Below are 21,556 nucleotides of genomic sequence, written 5' to 3' on the forward strand. Positions count from 1 at the left end.
GTTCGGTGAACATCACGGTCCCGGTGTTCAGTCTGATGGGTCTCAACGACGAACCGGCCCATCTGGAGGGTTACGGCCCGATCGACGCGGACACCGCGCGGCGGATCGCAGCTGGGGCGCCGAGCTTCACCCGGCTTCTCGTGCATCCGGAGACCGGGGTGGTGCTCTCGGTCGGCCGGGACCGGTACAAGGTGCCCAAAGACCTCAAGAAGTACCTGCGGGTGAGGGACGAGACCTGCCGGTTCCCCGGCTGCAACCGGTCGGCGGCGCATGCCGACCTTGACCATTCGCTGGACTGGCAGTTCAACGGNTGGACTGGCAGTTCAACGGGCTGACCGCCGAGGACAACCTCGCCCACCTGTGTCCGCCGTGCCACGCGCTGAAAAGCGAGACCCGGTGGACGGTGAAACACCTGGAGGCCGGCACCCTGAGGTGGACCTCGCCGAGCGGGCGCGCATTCGTGACCGAGCCGGCCACGTTCATCCGTGCGGTGGCACCTGAACCACCACCACCGCCGGAACCCGCCTCAGCAGCTCCGCCCGAACCCGCGCCGTTCTGACCTAAGGGTTGTTCGGCTGACTCGGGATCATATCCTTGCCGCGGCCCCCACCGCACGCCTACGATCTAGCCATGCCTCACCTCACCGTTCCAGGCGCGTCGCTCTACTACGAGACGACGGGCCACGTGTCATCACCGGCCCTGCTCCTTCTGCACGCGGGCATCGCGAACCTCCGGATGTGGGACCCCCAGGTCGCCGCGCTGGCTGCCAGCCACTTCGTCATCCGTTTCGACAGCCGGGGATTCGGCCAGACGCTCACCGAAGACGTGGAATTCTCCCCGCGCGGAGACGCCCTCGCGGTGCTCGATCACCTCGGGGTGGCGTCGGCCACGTTGATCGGGTGTTCCCGTGGCGGGTCGACCGCCATCGACCTGACCCTGGAACACCCGCACCGGGTGACGGGCCTGGTCACCATCGGCTCGGGTCCCAGCGGTTTTCCCGAGGTGGAACTGACCGAACTCGAGGATGCCCACTTCGACCAGCTCGACGCCGCCTTCGACGACCAGGATTGGCACAAGCTGGCCCGGCTCGAGGTCGCCCTGTGGGCTTTCGGTCCCCTCCGGAGCGAGTTGGAGCTCGACCCCGAATTCGTGGCCACGGCCTACGCGCTCAATCGCGTGAACGCGGTGCACGCGGAGGAACATCCGACACCGATGCCGCTCGAGCCTCCCGCCTTCGACCGGCTGGTCGACATCGAGGTGCCGGCGCTCGTCACAGTGGGCGAGTTCGATATCACCCCGGCCCTGGCCCAGTTCGAGTTCCTGCTCTCCACCGTGCCCGACGCCACCGGCTGCACCTTTCGGAATACCGCGCACCTGCCGAGCGTCGAGCAGCCGGCCGAATTCAATCGGGTCCTGGTGAATTGGCTGGCGGAGCACAACCTGTAACGAACGAGGCCGATCCGTGGGCCGTTCACGGTCCGTGCCGGACTTATTCACCGGGTCCCCGCACGCGTCTCTGACGCAGTGTCCTGCCGGTAGCCTTGGCACGTTCACATCCAGCGAGGGGCAACGATGTCGAAGATCGACTCCGACGACGACTTCACCGAGTTCGCGGGCACGGTCTTCTGGCCACGCAGCACCGCCGACCTCACGGACACCACGCGATGCCCGGCCTGCCACAGCCGACTGCGCTCCGCCGTCTGTTCGAACTGTGCCCTCGACCTGCGGCACCCCGCCGCCGCCCTGTTGCTGACCGCGTCGACGGATGCCGCAGCGTCGCTGGCCCGCCGCACCGCCGCACCGCCCTGATCGGGCGTATCCGCTTCGACGTGGCCGAGGCGCTGGCGGCCGAGCGTGTCGCACTCCGGGCCGCGGCCGCGGCGCCGAAGCCCGTGCCGATTCCGGTGCCACTGCCTCCGGCGGCTGCGCCGGCCCCCGTGTCGGCCCCCGTGTCGGCCAACGTGCTGGCCCCCGTGCTGGCCCCCGCCGCACCGGCAGCCCGGACTGTCCGGCCGCCGCGCGCTCCGCTGAAGGGGGCGACGGCATCCGTTCCCGGTGCGCCCCGACGCTCGAGCGTGCAGATCCTGCTCCTGCTGGTCGGCGTGACCCTGGTGTCGGTGGCCGCGATCTTCTTCATCACCGTGGCCTGGATCTATGCGGGCCACGAGGCGCGCTCGGCGATCATCGCCCTGTTCACCGTGGCCGCGCTCGTCACGGCGGGCGTGCTGCGGCGCAAGCGGCTCGTGGCCACGGCCGAGGGGATCGGAGCGCTGGTGGTGGTGCTGGTACTCCTCGACGCCTGGGCGCTGCGGCAGAACGACCTGTTCGGGCTCGCCGCCGCCGACGGCGCGGCCTACTGGGCATCACTCTGGTGAGCTGCACCGTTCTCTTCCTGTTCTGGCATGCCGTGTCCGGGCTGCGCGTCGCCAGCGTGTCCGGTTTTGCGGCCGCCGCGCTCGGCCTCGGCCTGCTCGCCGCCGGTCTCGCGGCCTGCCAGGACGACGCCAGCCGCCTGTTCGTCGGTCTGCTCGGCGCCGCCGTCGGCGCGTTCCTGCACCCGCTCACCCTGCCGCGCCGGGCTACCGGGCTCGCCGCCGGTGACATCCCGGCCCCGAGCGCCTCCGCCGCCCATGCACCAGACCCCACGCCGCACCCCGCACCGGCCGCACCGGTTCCGCACCGCTTCTGGCCCTCGGTCGACCGGGTGCCGGAGCGCGTATCTGTGCTGGTGCCGGGTGGACTCGCCCTGATCGGCGCCGCGCTCACGGCCACCATCGTCGATCCGGCCTTCACCCTCTCCCCGCTCATCACCCTCGGCGCGGTCACGGTCGCCGCCGTGCTGCACCAGATGCTGATCGTGCGCCGGGCGAGCCCCGGGTCCGCGGACGCGGTGTTCGCCTACGGCTGCGCCGCCCTCGCTGCCCTCACGCTGACGACCATTGCCCCCCTGATGGCCTACCGCGCGGACAACGTGACCGCGGCGATCACGGTGCCGATCCTGGTCGCGGTGCTGATTCCGCTGGCGGTCGAGCCGTACGCGCGCCGCCGATCCGCCGGACCGGCCCGCACCGCGGCGATCGTGGGCGGCGGAACGGCGGCCCTCGTCGCGGCGGGCTTCGCGGTGCTCGTGATCACCGCGGCCGCCATCCCCCTGCTCGTCGCGCTCACCAGTGGCCTGGCCGGCACCGGCACCGGCACGATGCTGGCCCCGATCAGGCCGGACAGCGTCTGGGCGCTCGGCACCCTGGCCGCGGTCGGGCTGCTGGCCACGCTGGCGTGGCTGATCGGCGGCATCCCGACCGAACGCCGCCGCGTTCTCGCCGCGCTGTTTCTGGGCATCGCCGTACTCGCGGTGCCGTTTTCCGGCTCACTCCTTGCGGTGACGCTGCTCTATGCTCTGCTCGGATCCCTCTCGCTGGCGGCATTGGTGCCGGCGCGCCGGGGATGGATGTCGCTCGGCGTGTTCCGCCCGGTCGCGCTGGCGTTCTTCGTGCTCACGGAAACGTTCGGCTACCTGGCTAGCTGGCAGAGCAGCACGATCTGGTGGATCGGCTCACTGGCGGCGATCACCGCCCTCCTCGGCGCCCGCCTGCTTGTCGACCGCACCGGCGACGTCGCCCGGGGCCTGCTGCTGGCCGGGGCGATCGCGCTTACCCTGGTCGCCGCCATCGCGGCGCCGTGGATGCTGACCCTCGGCGGGGCGCCATCCGTCACCGCCGTCTTCGTCGATTGCCTGCGCGCCCTCACCCTCACGACCGCGCTGCTGCAGCTGTTCGTTGCGCTCCCGCTGCCGCGTCTGTTCACCGTCGCCGACCGCCGCTGGGCGTTCTGGACGCTGCTCGCCCCGACCGTGCTGGCGTTCGCCCTGCCGGTGACGGTGCTCGCCGAAAGCCTCTCCGCCGCCGAGCGCGCCGCGCTGCTCCAGGGCGCACCGGCCGCGGGTATCGCGCACGCGACGGTGCTGCTCGCGGCCCTGCTGTTCTGGCTGCTGCTGCCCGCGAATCGGGACATCCTCGCGCGGGAACGACTCGTCGCCGCGATCGGCGTGGCCCCGGTTCTCTGGCTGCTGCTGTGGAGCGTCGCGCGAATCCCCCCGGCGACGCCGGAGGACCGCGTCCTCGTCGTCCCCGCCGCCGCGCTCGTCGCCTGCGGGCTGGGGCTCACCCTCGGCCTGCTGCGCGGCCGGAGCCGCGACCGCCTCGCCCTCGAGGCCGGCGCCGCCCTCGTGCTCGTGCCCGGCACGATCTGGGCCCTCGCCACCGCGCAGCCGCTGGGCTGGCTGATGCTCCTGCTGGCCGGCATCGCCGCCCTCCTCTCGGCGATCGCCGCCGACGGGCTGTTCGGTTCCCGGTCGCACCGCCGCCACCTCGGCTGGCTCGCCCTCGCGCTCGGCACGTCGGGGCTCTGGCTGGGCCTCGCCCGGGCCGGTACCACCGACGTCGAACCCTACGTGCTGCCGGTCGCGGGCGTCCTGCTACTGCTGGCCGCGCTGCTCCACCGGTTCGGCCGGATCGACCGGATCGACCGGGCCACGACGGCCGGCTCGGGCGCCGCGCTGCTCGCGTTCGCCGGCCTGCTGGTGGCCATCGTGCCGCTCGCGCTGGCCGCCGGCTCCGGCTCGCTTCTGCGCGCGGTGCTGGTGGCCGCGGCATCCGCCGTGCTGCTGCTCGGGGCCGGCTCCATCCGCTGGACGCCGCCGCGCTCGGCCTACCTCGCCGCCGCGGCCGCCGGCGGCGCGATCGGGCTGGCGCTGACGAGCGTCGTGCAGGCGGGCGCGGTGCTCGGCGAATCCGGAGCCCCCGCCGCGCGGCTCGAATACTGGCTGCTTCCCCTCGCCGCCCTGATCGCGGGCGCCTTCCTGCTGGCCGCCCAGACGGATGCCGCGTCCCGGCGCCTGCGCCGCCTCGCCGGCGTCGCGCTGGTGCTGCTGGCCCTCTCGCTCGGGACGCTGGCCGAGATCTCCGCCTTCGGGCGGGTCGGCGAAGGCGGCGGCTCGCTGGACGCCGTCGTGGCCGGGCTGCGCGCATCCTCGGTCGTGATCATTCTGTCCGCCCTGCACGTTCGGGTCGTCTGGCGCCCGCGGGCACCCCTGACGGCCGCCGTGGGCACCGCGGCCATCGCCCTGGCCGGCCTGGCCATGGCGAGCGCCGTGGTGACGGGGGCAACCGATCCGTTCGAGCTCGTGACCGTTCCGGTGGGCCTGGCCCTCGTTCTCGGTCGACTGCTGCCCGCGGCCGGCGAGAATACCGGCCAGGATGCCGGCCAGAACCCGGCAGAGAACCCGGGCACGGGCGCCGCGCCATCCGTCGTGTCCCGCCGGCCCGTCTCGGTCGGGGTCGCCCTCGGCCTGGGGCTGGCCGTGCTGCCGAGCGCGTTCGCCGGCGGCACCTCGACCGGCGCGGAACTGCTCCGGCCGGTCCTCGTGCTCGCGCTTTCCGGGGCCCTCGCCGTTTCCGGCGCGCTGCTCACCCGCCGGCCGCGCTGGAGCGCCGCCGCTTGGCCGGCGCTTGTCGTGGGGCTGCTCGGCGTGCTGATCACCGCCGGCGCGCGCATCCTCGACCTGCTGGCGCAGGTCCCGCTCGGGCCGGACGCCCGGCTCGAGGCCTGGCTGCTGCCCGCGGCGCTGCTCGTCGTGGCCGCCGGGACGAGTCTCGTTGCCGGCATCCGACGCGCCGCCGCAGTATCGGGCGGGCACCAGGCCACCGATCCCGCGGGCCTGCGCCTCGGTTACGGCCTGGTCGTGCTGGCGATCGTCGGCATCCTCGCGGCGGAGGCGCTCGCCCTCGGCTTCGCGCGCCGTTGGCGCCCGTGCGGGTGATCCTGGTCGTCTGGACCTTCTCCGCCCTGCACCTGGCGGTCTCCCGGTACGACGACAGCAGGCTCGGCCGGATGGTTTCCTGGGTGGCCATCGCCGCCGGCGCGGCGGCAGTGGTCGCCGGGTTCGCGCGGTCGGCGCCGGACACGGTCGAGATCCTGAGCCTGCCGCTGGCCATCGCCCTGCTGGCCAGCGGATGGCTGCACCTCGACGCCGTGCCCCGCGCGCGCAGCTGGCCGTGGCTGGCCCCCGGGCTGCTCGTGCTCCTGGTGTCGTCACTGCTGCTCGACATCACCGCGAGTCCGCTCTGGCGGGTCGTGGGACTCGGGGTGCTGGCCCTCGTCGTGATCGTGGTCGGCGTGCTGCGCAAACTGCAGGCGCCGTTCCTGATCGGTGCGGCCGTGCTGCTGATCCACGCGGTCGCGCAGCTCTGGCCTTGGATCTCGGTGGCCTACGGCGCGGTGCCGTGGTGGCTGTGGCTGGGAGCGGGCGGCGTCGTCCTGATCGTGCTCGCGGCCCGCTACGAGCAGCGCATCGCAAACCTCAAGTCGATCGCGCTCAGCATCTCAGCACTGCGGTAGCCGCCGGTCAGGACTGCGCCGCGTGGCTGATCGTCAGCTGCACGGATACCGTGTTGATGAGCGTCTTCGAGAGATAGAACGGCGCCCCGTCGTGCTCGAGCGCCTGGGTGAGGATGAGCACCGGACTGGCGGCCGGCAACCCGAGCAGCCTGCCCCGCGTGGCGCCGGGGACACCGATCGCGAGGTCGGTCTCGCCGGGTCCGAAGGTCGGGCCGAGAACGGCGATGAGGGCGGCCAGCGCGCTGCTCACCGGGGTGCCGGCGGATCCGCCGGCGGAGACGGCATTCACGGCGGCCGCGCCGAGCTGGGTCAGTCCCTCGCCGGGGACGTGTTCCTGGAGCAGGGCGATCGGGGCGCCGTCCCGGGAAATGACGCTCTCGATGAACCACGACGGCTGGTCGGGGCGGATGCCGATGGCGTCGGCGGTGAACGCGGGTGACGTGGTCTGGAGTGCGGTCTGGGTGCGCCGGACCTGAACGGCCGGACCGGTCTCGCCGAGGAGCACCTCGATCGGGCGGATCTTCTGCAGTCCCAGGTGGGGCAGCCGGTCGGCGACGAAGCGCCCGATGCCCCGGCGGGAACGCACGAAGCGGTCTTCCTCGAGAAGCATGAGAGCCTCGCGCACGACCGTGCGGCTCACGCCCATGGCCGTGCCGAGCTCGGTCTCCGAGGGGAGGAGGGAGGCGATCGGCAGGGTTCCGCTGCGGATCGCCTCCGTGATTCGCGAGTACACGGCCACCCGCAGCGGGATGCCTCCGGTGCTTTCGAGCGGCCCGGCCAGGGCCGCCTCGGTGCGTCGATCCATTCGTCTCCCCCATTGGTTGGTCGAGTATATCGTGCACATCTGGCGTAGTTGTATAACAAGCCTGTACACTAAGCATGTCGACCTTGTGGTTGCTCCAATGAAGGAGTCTGTTCATGTCCGTGCTTGTCCCCGACGTGACCGCGGCGCCACCGCGCACGCGGGCGCCACAACCCGTCGGCGTGCTGATCGGCACGCTGGTCCTGGCGATCCTGACCTTCCAGCTCAACGCCACCCTGCTCTCCGCGGCTCTGCCGGCCGTCGGCGAACAGCTCGGCGAGAGCACGCAGGCCGTCTCCCGGGTGCAGTCGACGTTTTTCCTCGCCGGGGCCGTCTTCGGCGTGGTCTTCTCCCGCTGGAGCGACTTCCTCGGCCGCAAGCGCAGCCTCGTGATCGTGCTCGCCCTGCTCCTGATCGGCACCGTGATCTGCGCGCTGGCCCCGAGCCTGCCCGTGCTCTTGATCGGTCGGGTGCTGCAGGGCGCGTCGAACGCCACCTTCACGATCTCCTTCCTGCTGCTGTCCGAGCGCTTGAGCAGCCGGCTGTTCGGCATCTCCGTGGGCATCATCACCTCGGTCAACGGCGGTCTGTTCGGCCTGGACGGCTTCCTCGGCGGCGTCGTGACCGACACCATCGGCTGGCGGTTCCTCTTCGTGATCACGCTCGGCCTGGGCCTGGCCGCGATCACCTGCGTCTTGCTCTTCGTGCCCCTGGATGCGCCCCGGAACCGGGACGGCTCGATGGACTGGTGGGGCGCCGGCATCCTCTCGCTGTTCCTGGTGCTGCTGACCAGCCTGATCTCGCAGGCCTCCTCCTCCGGCTGGTCCGACGCCCTGACCCTGGGCTATCTCGTCGGCACGATCGCGGCCGGCGCCCTGTTCGTCACGGTCGAGAACCGCACCCGTCGACCCCTGATCCCCATCCGGGCGCTGCGGTCGCGCCAGGTCTGGCCGCTGCTGCTCACCACGGTTCTGACCCTGGCCGGCGTCTTCTCCGCACTCAACTTCACCGTGGTCATGCTCAGCCAGGACGAGCGGGTCGGGTACGGCCTCTCAGCGTCGATGTCAGCGCTGCTCTACCTCACCCCGACCGCCTTCGTCGGCGTCACCGCGGCGATCTTCTCCGGCTACCTCGCGGTGCGGATCGGCTGGATCACCTCCCTGCGTCTGAGCAGCGGCCTGATCACGGTCACCGCCGTGGCCCTCGCCCTGTTCTCGGCCGACCGTTGGCTGGTCTTCGGGCTGCTCATCGTGATGGGCGTCTTCTACCTCGGGCTGTTCCAGAGCTCGGTCAACGGGGTGTCGGTGCTCAACTCGCCGCCGGAGGCCCGCGGCGCCCTGCCCGGCCTCAACGGCGCCTGCTTCGGGATCGGGATCGGCACCGGCATCGCCCTCGTCGCACCGGTCGTGGCCACGGCATCCGTCGCCGGCTACCAATCGGCGCTGTGGATCTCTGCGGGCCTCACCGCCGCGTCGTTCCTCGCCTCCCTGATCCTTCGCCCGGCCGCATGAGAGCGGATTCCACCCAGGGCCGCCCGGCCCGGAACACTGAGAGGGAGAGCACCCGATGACTCCCCACCTGACCCCGATCTACCTCGACTGCGGCACCGGACCCGACGATGCGCTGGCGCTCGCGTTCCTGCTGGCGACGCGGGGCATCCGCCTGGCCGGAATCGGCACGGTGGCCGGCGGAGTCAGCGCGGCCATCGCCGCCGCAAACGCGCTGAACCTGCTGGAGACAGCCGGCCGCGACGCCATCCCCGTGGCGGTCGGCGGGTTCGACCCGGAGAGCGCGGGCTCGCGGCGCGGCGCGGCCCCTGTGCACGGCCGGAACGGAATCGGCGACGTTCTGCTGCCACGATCACGGCGGCACCCGGTGGAGGAAAGCGCCACCGAGCTCCTGATCCGGCTCGCGCACGAGAACCCGGGTGAACTTGAGATCGTCACGCTCGGCCCGCTGACGAATCTGGCCGAGGCGCTCTGCCTCGACCCGGAACTGCCCCGGCTCGTTCGACGCGTGACCGTCAGGGGCGGCGCCGTGTTCGCTCCGGGCAACGCGGGCCCGTACGCCGAGGCCAACATCGCCGCCGACCCCGCGGCGGCCGCGGACGTCTTCGCCGCCAGCTGGCCGGTCACCCTGGTGCCGCTGGACGCGACCCGCCGGCACACGTTCGACGACACCCACCGGCGGGCCCTGGCCTCCGCCACCGGTCTCACCCAGCAGGCGCTGGCCGAGATCGTCGGCAGCTGCCTCCCTCGGGTGGCCCTGCACAACTCCGCCGCCGCGGCGTTCGCGACCGGCGACGTCGAACCCGAGCGGGCGCCGACCCTCCGCATCTGCGTCGACACCGGCGCGGGGCCCCGCCGCGGCCAGACCCGGTTCGCCAAGCTCGAGGACGTGGTCGAGGACCTGGTGGACGCCGACGCGCCCCGCGGCCAGAACCCCCACGAGGCCCGGGTCGTGCTGGCCCTCCGGGGCGGCGTCGCGGCTCCGCTGCTCGAACGGATGCTGTCCCTCCCCCGGGCAGACGTGCGCGTGCCCGCCCGGGTGCCCGTGCCCGCCTGAGGCGCCCCGCCCTCAGCCGAGGTCGAACCTCACGCCGGTCAGACTCTCGCTGACCTCCCAGAGGCGCCGGGCATCCGTCGCATTCTGCGCCCGCACGGAGCGGTCGACGGGTCGGGGGTTGCCGCGTTGCTGGCCGCGGCCGTCCGGGCCGAAGAAGGTGTCGCCCGCGAGCCCGGGCACGGTGGCCGCGTAGAGCGACGGCAGGGCGCCCATCTCGGCCGGCTGCGCGAGCCAACGGTTGGCGAGCCCGCTGAGACGGTGCTCGACCGCGCTGCCCCGCATCTCGGCCCCGACCGTCTGCAGGTTGGTGGCGGCCCACCCGGGGTGCGCGGCGAGTGCCAGCAGCGCCCGGCCCGCCTCGTCGATGCGACGCTGCAACTCGCTCGTGAAGAGCAGGTTGGCGAGCTTGCTCTGACCGTAGGCGGCCCAGGGGCGGTACCGCGCAGCGCCCATCAGGTCGTCGAAGTTCAGCCTGCCGCGCCGGTGCAGGGTCGAGGACACCGTGACGACCCGCGCGCCGGGCCAGGACAGCAGCGAGGGCAGCAGCAGCCCGGTCAGGGCGAAGTGGCCGAGGTGATTGGTGCCGAACTGCAGCTCGAATCCGTCCGCGGTGGCACGATTCGGGATGTTCATCACCCCCGCGTTGTTGACGAGCAGGTCCAGGCCGGCCGGGTTCTCGGCCGCTCAGGTCTCGGCGAAGGCGCGAACCGAGGCCAGGCTCGCCAGATCCAGCGCGCGCACCCGCACCGCGGCATCCGGTGCGGCGGCGCGCAGCCGCTCGGCCGCGGCCTCGCCGCGCTCGATATCGCGCACGGCCAGGGTGACGGATGCGCCGTGCGCCGCCAGCTCGGAGGCCGTCACGAACCCGAGGCCCGAGTTCGCCCCCGTCACGATGGCCGTCCGGCCGCTGAGGTTGGGGATGTCGACGGCGGTCCAGCCGGGGCTGGTGTCGGTCGGTGCGGCCATGTCGAGTTCCTCTGCTGGTGGACGTAGGGTCACCCCAGTCTGCGTGATGGTGCTGGGCTCGATGCTTTCGCAGGCATCAAGGGCGGCTTATTTCTCTATATTTACCGGGTGGACATGACGAATCCCCACGAGTGTTCGTCTAAGGGGGGACTGGTCGAAAATCGCGACCCAACCCTGGAAATTGATCGAGGCCCCATGCTCCCCATCGACACGAACACCCTCACCCGCGCCTCGTTCTGCGCGCGCGGACCGTTGAGCGACCTGCTCCTGACCGCTCTGGACGGCCCGCTGACACCGGGACAGGCCCTGCTGACCGACTTTGAGACCGCAGTCGCTGCCGCCATCGACTGCAGCGGCTTCGTCATGGTGGACGACGACCTGCAGCTCACCCTTTTTGTGCTCTACGGCCTGCACTACGGCGGCGTCGTTCCCGGTGACGAGAAGTGGGAGTGGCATCCGTCGACCATCGCCGCGCGAATCCTGATCGAAAATGCCCTTGAGGCGCAACTCCGGCACTCGGTGGCTCAACCGCCGTTGCCCGCGCCCACCCGCGACACTGTCGCACGGGCCCTGTTCGTTCTCACCTGCAACGATCAGGGTCCGAGCCTAGCCAGGTATCTTTCTCGACAGGCCACCCGTGAACAGGCCATCGAGTTCGTCGTGCACCGCTCCGTGTACACCCTCAAAGAAGCCGACCCGCATTCGTGGGCGATCCCCCGTCTCACCGGGCGGGCGAAGGCTGCGCTGATCGAGATCCAGGCCGACGAATACGGCGGCGGCGACGTCGAGCGCATGCACTCCGTGCTCTTCGCCTCCACCATGCGGGGGCTGGGGCTCGACGACCGGTACGCAGCCTACGTCGACTCGGTGCCGGCGATCACCCTGGCCTCGTTCAATACGATGTCCATGTTCGGGCTCAATCGTCGCCTGAGAGGTGCGCTCGTGGGGCACCTGGCGGCATTCGAGATGACGTCGGCCATACCCAGCCGTCTCTATGCGGATGGATTTCAGCGACTCGGTTTCGAGTCGGATGTGACCCGCTACTTCGACGAACACGTCGAAGCGGACGCCGTTCACGAACAAATAGCCGGCCGGGATCTCGCCGGATCGCTGGCCGAGGACGACCCCGCCCTGCTGGGCGACATCATGTTCGGCGCCAGCGTCTGCCTGACCATGGACGGCCTGGTGGCCGACCACATGCTCGGCCGGTGGAAAGATGATCTGTCCTCGTTACGGTTCCCGGCCGTGGGCGTTGCCCACCTGAGCGCCGTCGCAGCGCCGTGAGCCCGGCCGACGTTCAACCCGCCACAATCACGGCCTGCCCGGACGGCCCACTGCTCGTGCGGGGCGATTTCGAGCTCCGCTCGGAAGACAACGCCGTGATTCCCCGAACCCGCCGAACCCTTGCCCTCTGCCGGTGCGGGGCGTCCGCCATCAAGCCGTTCTGTGACGGCACCCACAAGCTCGTCGGGTTCACGACCGGGCCACCCGATCAGACCTGATCGGACGGCCCGGCCTCGGTGGTTCCCGTGCTATTTCTTCTTCAGCTTCTTGGCGTGATCCTTGACGAAGTTCGCCTGGTCCTGAGGAGGCCGTTCGTATTCGGTTGCCTGGGGACGATCGGGGATCGTCACTTTTTCCGGTTCCCGATGCTCGTAGGGGATTTCGGTCAGAAGGTGCTTGATCGAGTTGATCCGGGACGCGCGCTTGTCATCGCTCTCGATCGTCCACCACGGCGCATAAGACAGGTCCGTCGCCGCGAACATGGCGTCCTTGGCCCGCGAGTAGTCCTCCCAGCGGGTGATCGAAAAGAGGTCCGTGTCGGAGAGCTTCCACCGGCGCATCGGATCCTCCAGACGGGAACGAAACCGTTCTTCCTGAACCGTGTCGGACACCGAGAACCAGAACTTGACCAGAATGATCCCGTCGTCAACCAGCATCCGTTCCACCTGGGGGACCTGTTCCAGAAACCGGTGGTACTGCTCATCCGTGCAATACCCCATCACCCGTTCGACGCCGCCGCGGTTGTACCAGGAACGGTCCATCAGCACGATTTCTCCGGCGGTGGGGAGCCGCTCGATGTATCGCTGGAAATACCATTGCTTCTGCTCTCGCTCGCTCGGAGCGGGGAGTGCGACGACGCGAGCGGAACGCGGATTGAGGTACTGGACAATCCGTTTGATGGCGCCACCCTTGCCCGCGGCGTCTCGGCCCTCGAAGATGACCAGCACGCGCGCGCCGGTTTCGATGACCCACTGCTGCATACCGACCAGCTCGGCCTGCAACCGTTCCAGTTCTTGCTCATACAGGGGCTTGGAAACGCGTTTGACGGCGCCGGCCTTCTTCGACTTTGACACGGGGATCCTTTCAGCGTCGGCAATGGTCCTGCCTTGCGGCCGGACTGATCCTAAGTGCCCCGTGGTTGAAAGACGGGATACGGCGCGCAGATCCACGATCTACGGCCTGACTGTCAGTGATCACCAGATTTCTCACCCTAATATCCGCCACGACCATCCCGCGCAGACACTTTGGAGCCAGCCCATGTTTCTTCTCTTCGGCACTCGTGCCCACCCGGCACTGATGAACAGCGTCTCGTTCGTATGCGGATACTGCGGAACCCTCGCCGAGCAACAGGTGGTCAGGAACTCCCTCAGGCTGACCCTGTTCTTCATACCGCTGTTTCCGCTGTCGACGACCTACTCGAACACCTGTACCCACTGCGGCGGCACCACCAAGCTGACGGCCGCTCAGGCCCGCCATTCACATTCACTGGAATGGGCGCGCACGCACCCCGCGATCTAGCGTCCGCATGGGAACCGCCTGCACCCGGGAAGTCCGGGTGCAGGCTCCAGACCACGACAATGAGAAAATAGACGGATGACCGCAACACTCGTGGCCCAGGGCCTCGCCGGCCGGTACGCGCACCGCACCCTCTTCGACTCGCTCGACCTCACCGTGGCACCGGGCGACGTCGTGGGCGTCGTCGGCGTGAACGGGTCCGGCAAGTCCACCCTGCTGCGACTGCTGGCCGGCCTGACCGAACCGCAGGCCGGCAGCGTCAGCCTCGCCCCCGCCGACGCCTTCGTCGGCTGGCTGCCGCAGGAACTCGAGCGGCTCCCGGGCGAGACCGTGGCCGGCTATCTGGCCCGCCGCACCGGCTGCACCGCCGCGACGACCGAGATGGACGAGGCGGCATCCGCTCTCGGCGACCCGGCGCCGACGCCCCGGGCCGACGGCCTGGACCCCGCCGACGTGTACTCCGTCGCGCTCGAACGCTGGCTGGCCAGCGGCGCCGCCGACCTCGACGACCGCCTGCCGGTGGTGCTCGCCGACCTCGGCCTCGCGCTGGGCACCGATCTGGCCGAGAACACCCTGATGACCTCGCTCTCCGGCGGGCAGGCAGCCCGGGTCGGGCTCGCCGCACTGCTGCTCTCCCGATTCGACATCGTGCTGCTCGACGAGCCCACGAACGACCTCGACCTGGACGGGCTGGAGCGGCTCGAAGCCTTCGTCCGTGGCCTCCGTGGCGGCGTGGTGCTCGTCAGCCACGACCGCGAGTTCCTGGCCCGCTGCGTCACCCGGGTGCTCGAACTCGACCTCGCCCAGGGCGCGAACCGGGTCTTCGGCGGCGGCTACGACTCCTACCTCGAGGAGCGCGACACGGACCGCCGCCACAAGCGGGAGCACTACGACGAGTTCGCGGAGAAGAAGGCTGACCTGGTCGGTCGGGCCCGCACCCAGCGTGAATGGTCGAGCCAGGGCGTTCGGAACGCCATGAAGAAGGCCCCGGACAACGACAAGCTCCGGCGCAAGGCATCCTCCGAGTCCAGCGAGAAGCAGGCGCAGAAGGTGCGCCAGATGGAGAGCCGCATCGCGCGCCTGGAGGAGGTCGACGAGCCGCGCAAGGAGTGGCAGCTCGAGTTCACGATCGGCAGCGCTCCCCGCTCGAGCACCGTGGTCTCCACGCTGAGCAACGCCGTGCTCCACCAGGGGGACTTCACCCTCGGGCCGGTCTCACTGCAGATCAACGCCGGCGAGCGCATCGGCATCACCGGCCCCAACGGCGCCGGCAAGACCACCCTGCTGCGCGCGCTCCTCGGGCGGCAGGCCCCGGATGCCGGCACCGCGAGCCTGGGTTCCCGCGTCGCCATCGGCGAGATCGATCAGGCCAGGGCGCTCCTGTCCGGTGACGCGCCCCTCGCGTCAGCGTTCGAGGGCCTCGTGCCCGACCTGGCCACGGCCGAGGTGCGCACGCTGCTCGCGAAGTTCGGCCTCAAGGCCGACCACGTCAACCGTGCGGCCGACGATCTCTCCCCCGGCGAGCGCACCCGAGCCGGCCTGGCCCTGCTGCAGGCGCGCGGCGTCAACCTGCTGGTGCTCGACGAGCCCACGAACCACCTCGACCTGGCCGCGATCGAACAACTCGAGCAGGCGCTGGAGGCCTATGAGGGCACACTCCTGCTGGTCACCCACGACCGACGGATGCTGGCCAACGTTCACACGGACCGGCACTGGAGCGTCGACCGGGGAACCGTGACCGAGGCCTGAGCGCCTGAGCGCCTGAGCGCCTGAGCGCCTGAGCGCCTGAGCGCCTGAGGCCTAGAGTGACCGAGGCCCAAGTGACTGCGGCCCAGGCGCCGGGCTCAGTCTCGGTCTCGCCTCGGGCCCGGTCTCGCCTCGGGCCCGTTCTCGCCTCGGGCCCGGTCTCGAACCAATTCGACGGAGATTGTGGCCTAAAACCACGGTTTCGAACGGTTCTGGACCGATTTCGGCAGAATCTCCGTCGAATTCGTTCGGGCCGGATCGGCGATGGCCTGTTCAGCGCCGACGGACCGCCCGTGTCGCTGGAACTGCTCGCTGCAGAGGCCGCTTCGGAGAAGGGCGCAGTTCTCCTGCGCTACCGCTCGACGGGTGTCGCCGCGGCTGCGGGCGACATGACCCGGCCTTCCTGACGTCAGTCTCGCAACTCGAGGTACTTCACGATCAGGGCCTTCGTGGACGAGTCCTGGGATTCGAGAGCGTCCACATTCCCTTCAACTGCAGGAGCGATCTGTTGCGCAAGCTGCTTTCCAAGCTCGACCCCCCATTGGTCGAATGAGTCGATGCCCCAGATCGTGCCTTCGGTGAAGACAATGTGCTCGTACAGGGCGATGAGCTGGCCGACGACGCTCGGGGTGAGGGCCGGCGCAAGGATCGACGTGGTCGGCCGGTTTCCGCTGAACTCGCGGGCCGACACGACCGACTCGTCGGCACCTGAGGCGCGCACCTCTGCGGCCGTTCTACCGAATGCGAGCGCCTTGGTCTGGGCGAAGAAGTTCGCCATGAACAGTGCGTGGACGTCCTGGCCGGGCTCAACGGCGCTACCGTCGCCGGTCTCGTCCTTGAGCGCGTGGGCAGGGTTCGCGACGGCGATGAAGTCCGCGGGGACCAGGCGCGTGCCCTGGTGGAGGAGCTGGTAGAAAGCGTGCTGACCATTCGTACCCGGTTCGCCCCAGAAGATCTCGCCGGTATCGGTCGTGACAGGTGACCCATCCCACCGGACGCTCTTCCCGTTCGATTCCATCGTGAGCTGTTGCAGGTAGGCCGGGAATCGGTGGAGATTCTGTGCGTAGGGGAGCACAGCGTGGCTCTGGGCCTTGAGGAAGTTGGAGTACCAGACGTTGAGCAGTCCCATCAGGACGGGAACGTTCTGCTCGAGGGGCGCTGTTCGCATGTGCTCGTCGAGGACGTGGAAGCCGGAAAGGAATTCGCGCCAATTGTCAGGGCCGATGGCGACGACCACGGAAGTGCCGATGGCAGAGTCGACCGAGAAACGACCGCCGACCCAGTCCCAGAATCCGAAGACGTTCTCGGGATCGATGCCGAATGCCGCGACCTTGTCGAGAGCGGTCGAAACGGCGACGAAGTGCTTGGCGACGGCCTCGACGCGGGCGGTGTCCGTATCGACGATGGCACCTGAGCTGAGGAGCTGCTTCCAGAGCCACTCTCGGGCCAGACGGGCGTTCGTGAGCGTCTCGAGGGTGCCGAACGTCTTTGACGCCACGATGAAGAGGGTGGTCTCAGGGTCGAGGTCCGCCGTCTTCTCGTAGACGTCGGTCGGGTCGATGTTCGAGACGAAAAGGCACTCGAGGCCTGCTTGCACATACGGCTTCAGCGCTTCGTAGACCATCACGGGGCCGAGGTCGGAACCGCCGATCCCGATGTTGACGACCGTCGTGATGCGTTTGCCGGTGATACCGGTCCAGGCACCGGACCGAACCTTTTCTGCAAATGCGTAAACCTTGTCGAGGGTGGCGTGCACCTCGGCGTCGACGTCCTCACCATCTACCACGAAGCCCTTCGGCGGCACGAGGTCTGCGCCGTCCTTCGGGCGGCGCAGCGCAGTGTGGAGAACCGCGCGGTCTTCGGTCACGTTGATGTGTTCGCCGGCGATCATGGCCTGGAATCGACCGGAGACGTCGATCTCCTTCGCGAGCTGCACTAGGTGCGTCAAGATCTCGTCGGTCAGGAGATTCTTCGACAGGTCGATGGTGAGGTCGGCTGCTTGAAAGGTGTATCGACCGGCTCGTCCTGGGTCGGTGTCGAACCAACCGCGGAGATCCGGGGAAAAGCCGTCGGCGATGGCGGCGAGTTGACTCCAGGCTTCGGTGGACGTGGGATCAACGGGGGCGGATTCGGTCATGGGTTTCTCCTGGATGCCGGAACAGCAAAGTGCCCGCGACTCCCGCAACGCGAGGCGGATCACTTACCAGCCTATTGCGGCGGCAGGCTTCCTCACTCCCTGAGGTAGAGCTCCAGGGCCGGCACGCGCATCATCGCAAGGGCCCGTTTCTCGATCTGGCGGATTCGTTCCCGAGTCACACCCTCACGGGCGGCGATCTGGTCGAGCGTGCGAGGCTGGTCGCCATTGAACCCGAACCGGGCTTCCAGAATCGTGCGCTCCCGTGTGGGCAGTGCATCGAGATGGAACGTGATGTCCGACCGGCGCAGGGCAAGTGCCGCGTATTCCTCCGGCTGGGGCAGGTCGTCGTCCATGATCAGTTCGGATATGTCGGCCAGACCCTCTCCGAGCGGGGCCTGGAACGAGATAGGTTCAAGGTCATAGTCGAGCAGAGCCCGCACCTCGGCGATCGGCGTCCGGCACGCCTCGGCCAGCTCCGCCAGAGTGGGTTCGCGGTGGAGAGTGCCGGTGAGATCGCGGCCGATGCGCTTGATCTTGTTGAGTTTCTCAACGGTGTGCACCGGGAGGCGTATGGTTCGTGCGGCGCCGACCATGCCCCGGTGGATGGACTGCCGGATCCACCAGATTCCGTAGGTGGAGAATTTGTACCCCGTCATGAAATCGAATTTCTCCACCGCGCGCAGCAGCCCGAGGTTACCGTCCTGAACGAGATCCATGATCGGAATCCCGCGGCCGGAGTACTGTTTGGCGACGCTGACCACCAGGCGCAGGTTTGCTTCGATGAACCGTTTCTTCGCCCGATCGCCGTCCCGGGCGAGCCAGGTCAGGTCCCGGTCCGCGTCCGGATCGGCGACACCCCGGGCGAGTCTCTCAGCCGCGAACAGGCCCACCTCCATCCGCCGGGCCAGGTCGACCTCCTCCTCCGCAGCCAGAAGCGCGACCATGCCGATCTTGCGCAGGTAGAAACCGAACGTATCCGTCGGCCCCCGACCCAATCGCGTCGTCGTGGCGGCCGACTGGGCCGCGTGCAGAAGGGGTTGGGCCGGTTCGGCGGCGGATTCCGATTTGTCGGATAAGGTGGCCTGGACCGGTGAGCTCACTGGGTGACCGTCCCGCCCGTGATGCTCGCCACTGCGCCGGCCAGGGACGACACGTACGTTCTCTCCAACGGCCGCGTCACATTCATGACCTCAAAAACGTCACTGAATTGCTGGATAAAACCCAGCAGAACCGGTCCGTCACCGCCCGTTCTTCGACGATCCTGAACTTGCCAGGCGGTGGGAGTCAACGCGGTGACATTCACGTCACCGCCGGGACGTGAGGAATTGTCATATTTAAACATAGAGACCTATTCGAAGATTTGAGAAACGAGAATACACACCGAGCGGAGCCTTCTCAAGAGGCAAAATCGCCCAGGCAAACCGATCTGCGACCCCCTGGCAACACGCCCAGTCGCCGGATTGCAAACCCGGCAGCCTGTCCAGCCTCCGCGCGCGAGCAAGCACTTCCTGCTCCGTCTACTTCGACCAAGGCTGGGAGGAACCTGAGACAGTCAGTGGCAGCCCGCGTCGGGGCATGAGAGATCGGCGTCGGCAAGCGTCATAGGTAGTACCTATCCCTGTACATGCCCGTACGGGAAGGCGAATCGCACCGATGAGGAGTACTCCGTGACTGGACGCAATACCGTTGTTCGAAGTCTGCATGATGTGGGATTGGCGCTGTGGTCAGGGGGCGCCTTGATGGGCGCCGTCGGGCTCAACGGGAGCGCTTCGACCGCCAGGGATCCTCGGGAACGCGGGGCCCTGGCCAGCCAGGGGTGGAAGAGGTGGGCGCCGGTGCAGGTGGCTGCGCTTGCCGCATACGCCGCGGGCGGCGCGGGCCTGATTCTCGGCAACAAGGCACGTCTGGCCGGCCAGTCGGATAGTCGCAGGAACACGGTCCTGGAACTTGCCATCGCTGGTGTGGCCGCGGGCACAGCGCTGTACTCCGGCATTCTCGGCAAGAAGATGAGTGAGCATTCGGGAGAGGCGACCGCCGGAACCACCGAGGCCGGTCCGGGCGTGTCTGCGGAGCTTGAGTCGGCCCAGCGGCAGCAGCGGGTGCTGCAGTGGGTGACGCCCGCTCTCACGGTGATCATGATCGTGCTTTCCGCCCAACAGGGTGAGCAGCAGCGACCGGTTGCCGGGTGGATTGCGCGGTTCGCACCAGACTCCCGCTAGTCGATGGGTCGGGCCACCGGTGATCGAGCCTGTCGACATCGCCCTCTGACGGGGTCGACATGCAGTCCACCGGGGCCCGACCAGCGACCCGGACGGGCGTCTTCAGGCCTTCGGTCAGGTGTGGACGACGTTCTACGGCCGGGGGCGCGACGCCCGCATCTTCTGGATCACGGCTTTGCCCTGCGGGCTGCGCAGGTACTTGGTGACCAGGGTCACGACCACGGGGACGTACTTGAGCAGGCGAGGCATGGCGATCTCTTTTCGTCTGAAGTTCTTTGGGTGCGAGAGTGCGGAAGCGGCCGGGCGGAACGGGCCGCCCAGCCGCCCTGTGCTGGTAATCCGTGCCAGAGTCAGCGGCCGAGTACTTCGCGGTCCACGCGACGGTGGAACCGCATCCCGGCGAGTCCGCCGACGATTGCGCCGGCAAGGCTGACCAGAACGATGACGATCGCGGTGATGATGCTGCCTGCCGTGAGGTCTCCCGAATTGAGCGGGATGCTGGGAAGGCTGTTCAGGTTCCCCAGGATATTCAGCTGGCCGCCGGCGATGACACCGATGGTCCCGGCGACGGCGGCGATCACGATCGCCCACACCCACACGGCGATTCCCTGCTTGATGCCGTCGAAGCGGGCCATGCGACCGGCCACGTAGCCGCCGCACAAATAGGACACGAACACCACGACTGCGAGCACGATGGCTCCGATCAGTGCGATGGTGCCGGCGTTGTCGGCAGCAGTTCCGGCAGCCTGATCGGCGGAATCGGACTCGCCCAGGCCGACTGCGGCTCCGGCGGCAGCGAACAGGGCGGTAAGGATCACTGCGGTGCCGGTGGCGGTAAGCCAGCCGAAGAAAGCCGATCCCCACTGGATTCCGCCGAAGCGGGCCGCGTCGCGTCCGACGACCGGGTCGCGGCGGACGCCGTCGTCGCCGCGGACGCCCTCGTCGCGGATGGTCGCCCCATTGCCCGCGGGGACCCCAGCGACGGAGCCGGGATCGTCAATGTTTCGATTGATGTTTGAACCGGTTGAGTCGTATGTTGCCATGGCAATAGCTCCTCTACTGATACGAATATGGACCTGAGGTCCCGCCGAGACGGAAAACGGTCCCCGCGAGAATCTCTCAAGATGTAGTCGCATCTCGGGGGGGCGTTCGTCACAGAATCAGGCGATGGATTTAAACGACGACGCGCAGGCAACAGCGAGACACCTCGACGCCATGATGGGCGACATACCCGCCTGAATCGGACCTGGGTCGACGAACGGTTCGTCCGGGGCCGGCTCAGTCGTCGGCGGTAACCAGGTAGCGGTGGCGCACGTGCCGGCGGTCAGTGCTGGCCTGCCAGAACTCCACCTCCACCGGCCGCACGGCGTACAGCTGCCAGGTCGGGTTCGGTGAACCGTCGGCGCCTGGCCGCTCGTCCCAGTCTGCGGCGGACTCCTCGGCTGACAGTTCGACGATGGTGCCGACCACGCGTACCTGGCGGCCGAGGCCAGACCAGAAGAAATTCATGGCGACCCGCGGATGCTCCGCCAGCTCCCGGCCCTTGCGCGACGCCCTCGAGGTGGCGAAGTGCCAGCCCTCGGCGTCGAGGTTCTTCAGGATCATCATTCTCGACGACACCGCACCGGCAGCGTCGGAGGTGGAGAGGGTGAACGCGTGCGGCTGGGGCAGGCCCGCGTCGAGTGCGTCGCCCAGCCATTCCCGGAACAGGTCGGCCGGGTCGGACGGCGCCGTGGCCGGGTCGAAGACCGGAAGATCAACGGGAAAATCCGGCAGGGAACGCAGCATGCTGCGGAATGATTCGCTCACGCCGCGAGCCTAGATGAGTGAGTCCTAATGGTCGTAGGCGATGAGGGATCGTTTGTTGGGTGTTCCGAGGAGCCAGTTGTGCCAGATTCCGGCGGCGAGGGCGAGTAGTCGGCCGGC

At 68.9% G+C, this 21,556-nt stretch carries 19 protein-coding genes and 2 pseudogenes; 12 read left to right on the plus strand and 9 right to left on the minus strand.

The window, feature by feature from the left end:
• Positions 1-630 precede the first annotated feature (630 nt).
• The 5 genes from E3T24_RS14875 to E3T24_RS14895 all read left to right on the plus strand — a co-directional run bounded on the left by E3T24_RS14875 (position 631) and on the right by E3T24_RS14895 (position 6,396).
• Positions 631-1,446, plus strand: a complete 816-nt coding sequence (locus E3T24_RS14875; protein WP_134365876.1) for an alpha/beta fold hydrolase — start codon at positions 631-633, stop codon at positions 1,444-1,446.
• A gap of 126 nt (positions 1,447-1,572) precedes the next feature.
• Positions 1,573-1,809, plus strand: a complete 237-nt coding sequence (locus E3T24_RS14880; protein WP_134365877.1) for a hypothetical protein — start codon at positions 1,573-1,575, stop codon at positions 1,807-1,809.
• Between the two features lie 20 nt (positions 1,810-1,829).
• Positions 1,830-2,375 (plus strand): hypothetical protein, encoded by a 546-nt coding sequence (locus tag E3T24_RS14885; RefSeq protein ID WP_134365878.1) that lies wholly within the window; start codon positions 1,830-1,832, stop codon positions 2,373-2,375.
• Positions 2,372-5,818, plus strand: coding sequence for a hypothetical protein (locus tag E3T24_RS14890; protein WP_134434787.1), 3,447 nt, complete (start codon positions 2,372-2,374; stop codon positions 5,816-5,818). The genes E3T24_RS14885 and E3T24_RS14890 overlap by 4 nt, the downstream gene beginning before the upstream one ends.
• On the plus strand, positions 5,809-6,396 hold the full coding sequence (locus E3T24_RS14895; protein WP_134434788.1) for a hypothetical protein: 588 nt from the start codon (positions 5,809-5,811) through the stop codon (positions 6,394-6,396). Before E3T24_RS14890 ends, E3T24_RS14895 begins: the two co-directional genes overlap by 10 nt.
• A gap of 7 nt (positions 6,397-6,403) precedes the next feature.
• Here E3T24_RS14895 and E3T24_RS14900 read toward each other — a convergent pair whose 3' ends face one another.
• The gene (locus E3T24_RS14900; protein ID WP_134366894.1) at positions 6,404-7,201 is read right to left on the minus strand and encodes a GntR family transcriptional regulator; all 798 of its coding nucleotides are present in this window, start codon (positions 7,199-7,201) and stop codon (positions 6,404-6,406) included.
• Between the two features lie 113 nt (positions 7,202-7,314).
• Here E3T24_RS14900 and E3T24_RS14905 point away from each other — a divergent pair, with 113 nt between their 5' ends.
• Positions 7,315-8,709, plus strand: a complete 1,395-nt coding sequence (locus tag E3T24_RS14905; RefSeq protein ID WP_134366893.1) for an MFS transporter — start codon at positions 7,315-7,317, stop codon at positions 8,707-8,709.
• 55 nt (positions 8,710-8,764) lie between these two features.
• Positions 8,765-9,763 carry a nucleoside hydrolase gene (locus E3T24_RS14910; protein ID WP_134366892.1) on the plus strand — a complete coding sequence of 333 codons (999 nt, stop codon included), beginning with the start codon at positions 8,765-8,767 and terminating at the stop codon, positions 9,761-9,763.
• 12 nt (positions 9,764-9,775) lie between these two features.
• On the opposite strand, the pseudogene E3T24_RS14915 reads toward E3T24_RS14910, so the two are convergent.
• Positions 9,776-10,729: pseudogene (locus E3T24_RS14915) on the minus strand (oxidoreductase).
• A gap of 195 nt (positions 10,730-10,924) precedes the next feature.
• Here E3T24_RS14915 and E3T24_RS14920 point away from each other — a divergent pair.
• Positions 10,925-12,013 (plus strand): iron-containing redox enzyme family protein, encoded by a 1,089-nt coding sequence (locus E3T24_RS14920; RefSeq protein ID WP_134366891.1) that lies wholly within the window; start codon positions 10,925-10,927, stop codon positions 12,011-12,013.
• The gene (locus E3T24_RS14925) at positions 12,010-12,231 is read left to right on the plus strand and encodes a CDGSH iron-sulfur domain-containing protein (RefSeq protein WP_134366890.1); all 222 of its coding nucleotides are present in this window, start codon (positions 12,010-12,012) and stop codon (positions 12,229-12,231) included. Before E3T24_RS14920 ends, E3T24_RS14925 begins: the two co-directional genes overlap by 4 nt.
• Positions 12,232-12,261: 30 nt before the next feature.
• On the opposite strand, the gene ppk2 is transcribed toward E3T24_RS14925, so the two are convergent.
• The gene (gene ppk2, locus E3T24_RS14930; RefSeq protein ID WP_198416912.1) at positions 12,262-13,086 is read right to left on the minus strand and encodes a polyphosphate kinase 2; all 825 of its coding nucleotides are present in this window, start codon (positions 13,084-13,086) and stop codon (positions 12,262-12,264) included.
• Positions 13,087-13,270: 184 nt separating this feature from the next.
• Between ppk2 and E3T24_RS14935 the strand changes: the two genes are divergently transcribed.
• Positions 13,271-13,531: a zinc-ribbon domain-containing protein gene (locus E3T24_RS14935; RefSeq protein ID WP_134366889.1), complete on the plus strand. Its 261-nt coding sequence runs from the start codon at positions 13,271-13,273 to the stop codon at positions 13,529-13,531.
• A 75-nt stretch (positions 13,532-13,606) separates the two neighbouring features.
• On the plus strand, positions 13,607-15,277 hold the full coding sequence (locus tag E3T24_RS14940; protein WP_134434789.1) for an ABC-F family ATP-binding cassette domain-containing protein: 1,671 nt from the start codon (positions 13,607-13,609) through the stop codon (positions 15,275-15,277).
• A 406-nt stretch (positions 15,278-15,683) separates the two neighbouring features.
• On the opposite strand, the gene pgi is transcribed toward E3T24_RS14940, so the two are convergent.
• From pgi to E3T24_RS14955, 3 genes are all read right to left on the minus strand, one after another.
• Complete coding sequence (pgi, locus tag E3T24_RS14945) at positions 15,684-17,411, minus strand: glucose-6-phosphate isomerase (RefSeq protein WP_134366887.1); 1,728 nt, start codon at positions 17,409-17,411, stop codon at positions 15,684-15,686.
• A 92-nt stretch (positions 17,412-17,503) separates the two neighbouring features.
• Complete coding sequence (locus E3T24_RS14950) at positions 17,504-18,511, minus strand: sigma-70 family RNA polymerase sigma factor (protein WP_134366886.1); 1,008 nt, start codon at positions 18,509-18,511, stop codon at positions 17,504-17,506.
• Positions 18,508-18,753 carry a hypothetical protein gene (locus E3T24_RS14955; RefSeq protein WP_134366885.1) on the minus strand — a complete coding sequence of 82 codons (246 nt, stop codon included), beginning with the start codon at positions 18,751-18,753 and terminating at the stop codon, positions 18,508-18,510. The genes E3T24_RS14950 and E3T24_RS14955 overlap by 4 nt, the downstream gene beginning before the upstream one ends.
• Before the next feature lie 493 nt (positions 18,754-19,246).
• On the opposite strand from E3T24_RS14955, the gene E3T24_RS14960 reads away from it, so the two are divergent.
• Positions 19,247-19,630, plus strand: coding sequence for a hypothetical protein (locus E3T24_RS14960; RefSeq protein WP_241978712.1), 384 nt, complete (start codon positions 19,247-19,249; stop codon positions 19,628-19,630).
• Between the two features lie 350 nt (positions 19,631-19,980).
• Here E3T24_RS14960 and E3T24_RS14965 read toward each other — a convergent pair whose 3' ends face one another.
• The 3 genes and pseudogenes from E3T24_RS14965 to E3T24_RS14975 form a co-directional block, all read right to left on the minus strand.
• The gene (locus tag E3T24_RS14965) at positions 19,981-20,673 is read right to left on the minus strand and encodes a hypothetical protein (RefSeq protein WP_134367770.1); all 693 of its coding nucleotides are present in this window, start codon (positions 20,671-20,673) and stop codon (positions 19,981-19,983) included.
• 235 nt (positions 20,674-20,908) lie between these two features.
• Positions 20,909-21,439 carry a pyridoxamine 5'-phosphate oxidase family protein gene (locus tag E3T24_RS14970; protein WP_134367772.1) on the minus strand — a complete coding sequence of 177 codons (531 nt, stop codon included), beginning with the start codon at positions 21,437-21,439 and terminating at the stop codon, positions 20,909-20,911.
• A 24-nt stretch (positions 21,440-21,463) separates the two neighbouring features.
• A pseudogene (locus E3T24_RS14975) lies at positions 21,464-21,556 on the minus strand (IS982 family transposase); the annotation flags it as partial.

The sequence above is a fragment of the Cryobacterium sp. TmT2-59 genome, assembly GCF_004403545.1.
GTDB lineage: Bacteria > Actinomycetota > Actinomycetes > Actinomycetales > Microbacteriaceae > Cryobacterium > Cryobacterium shii.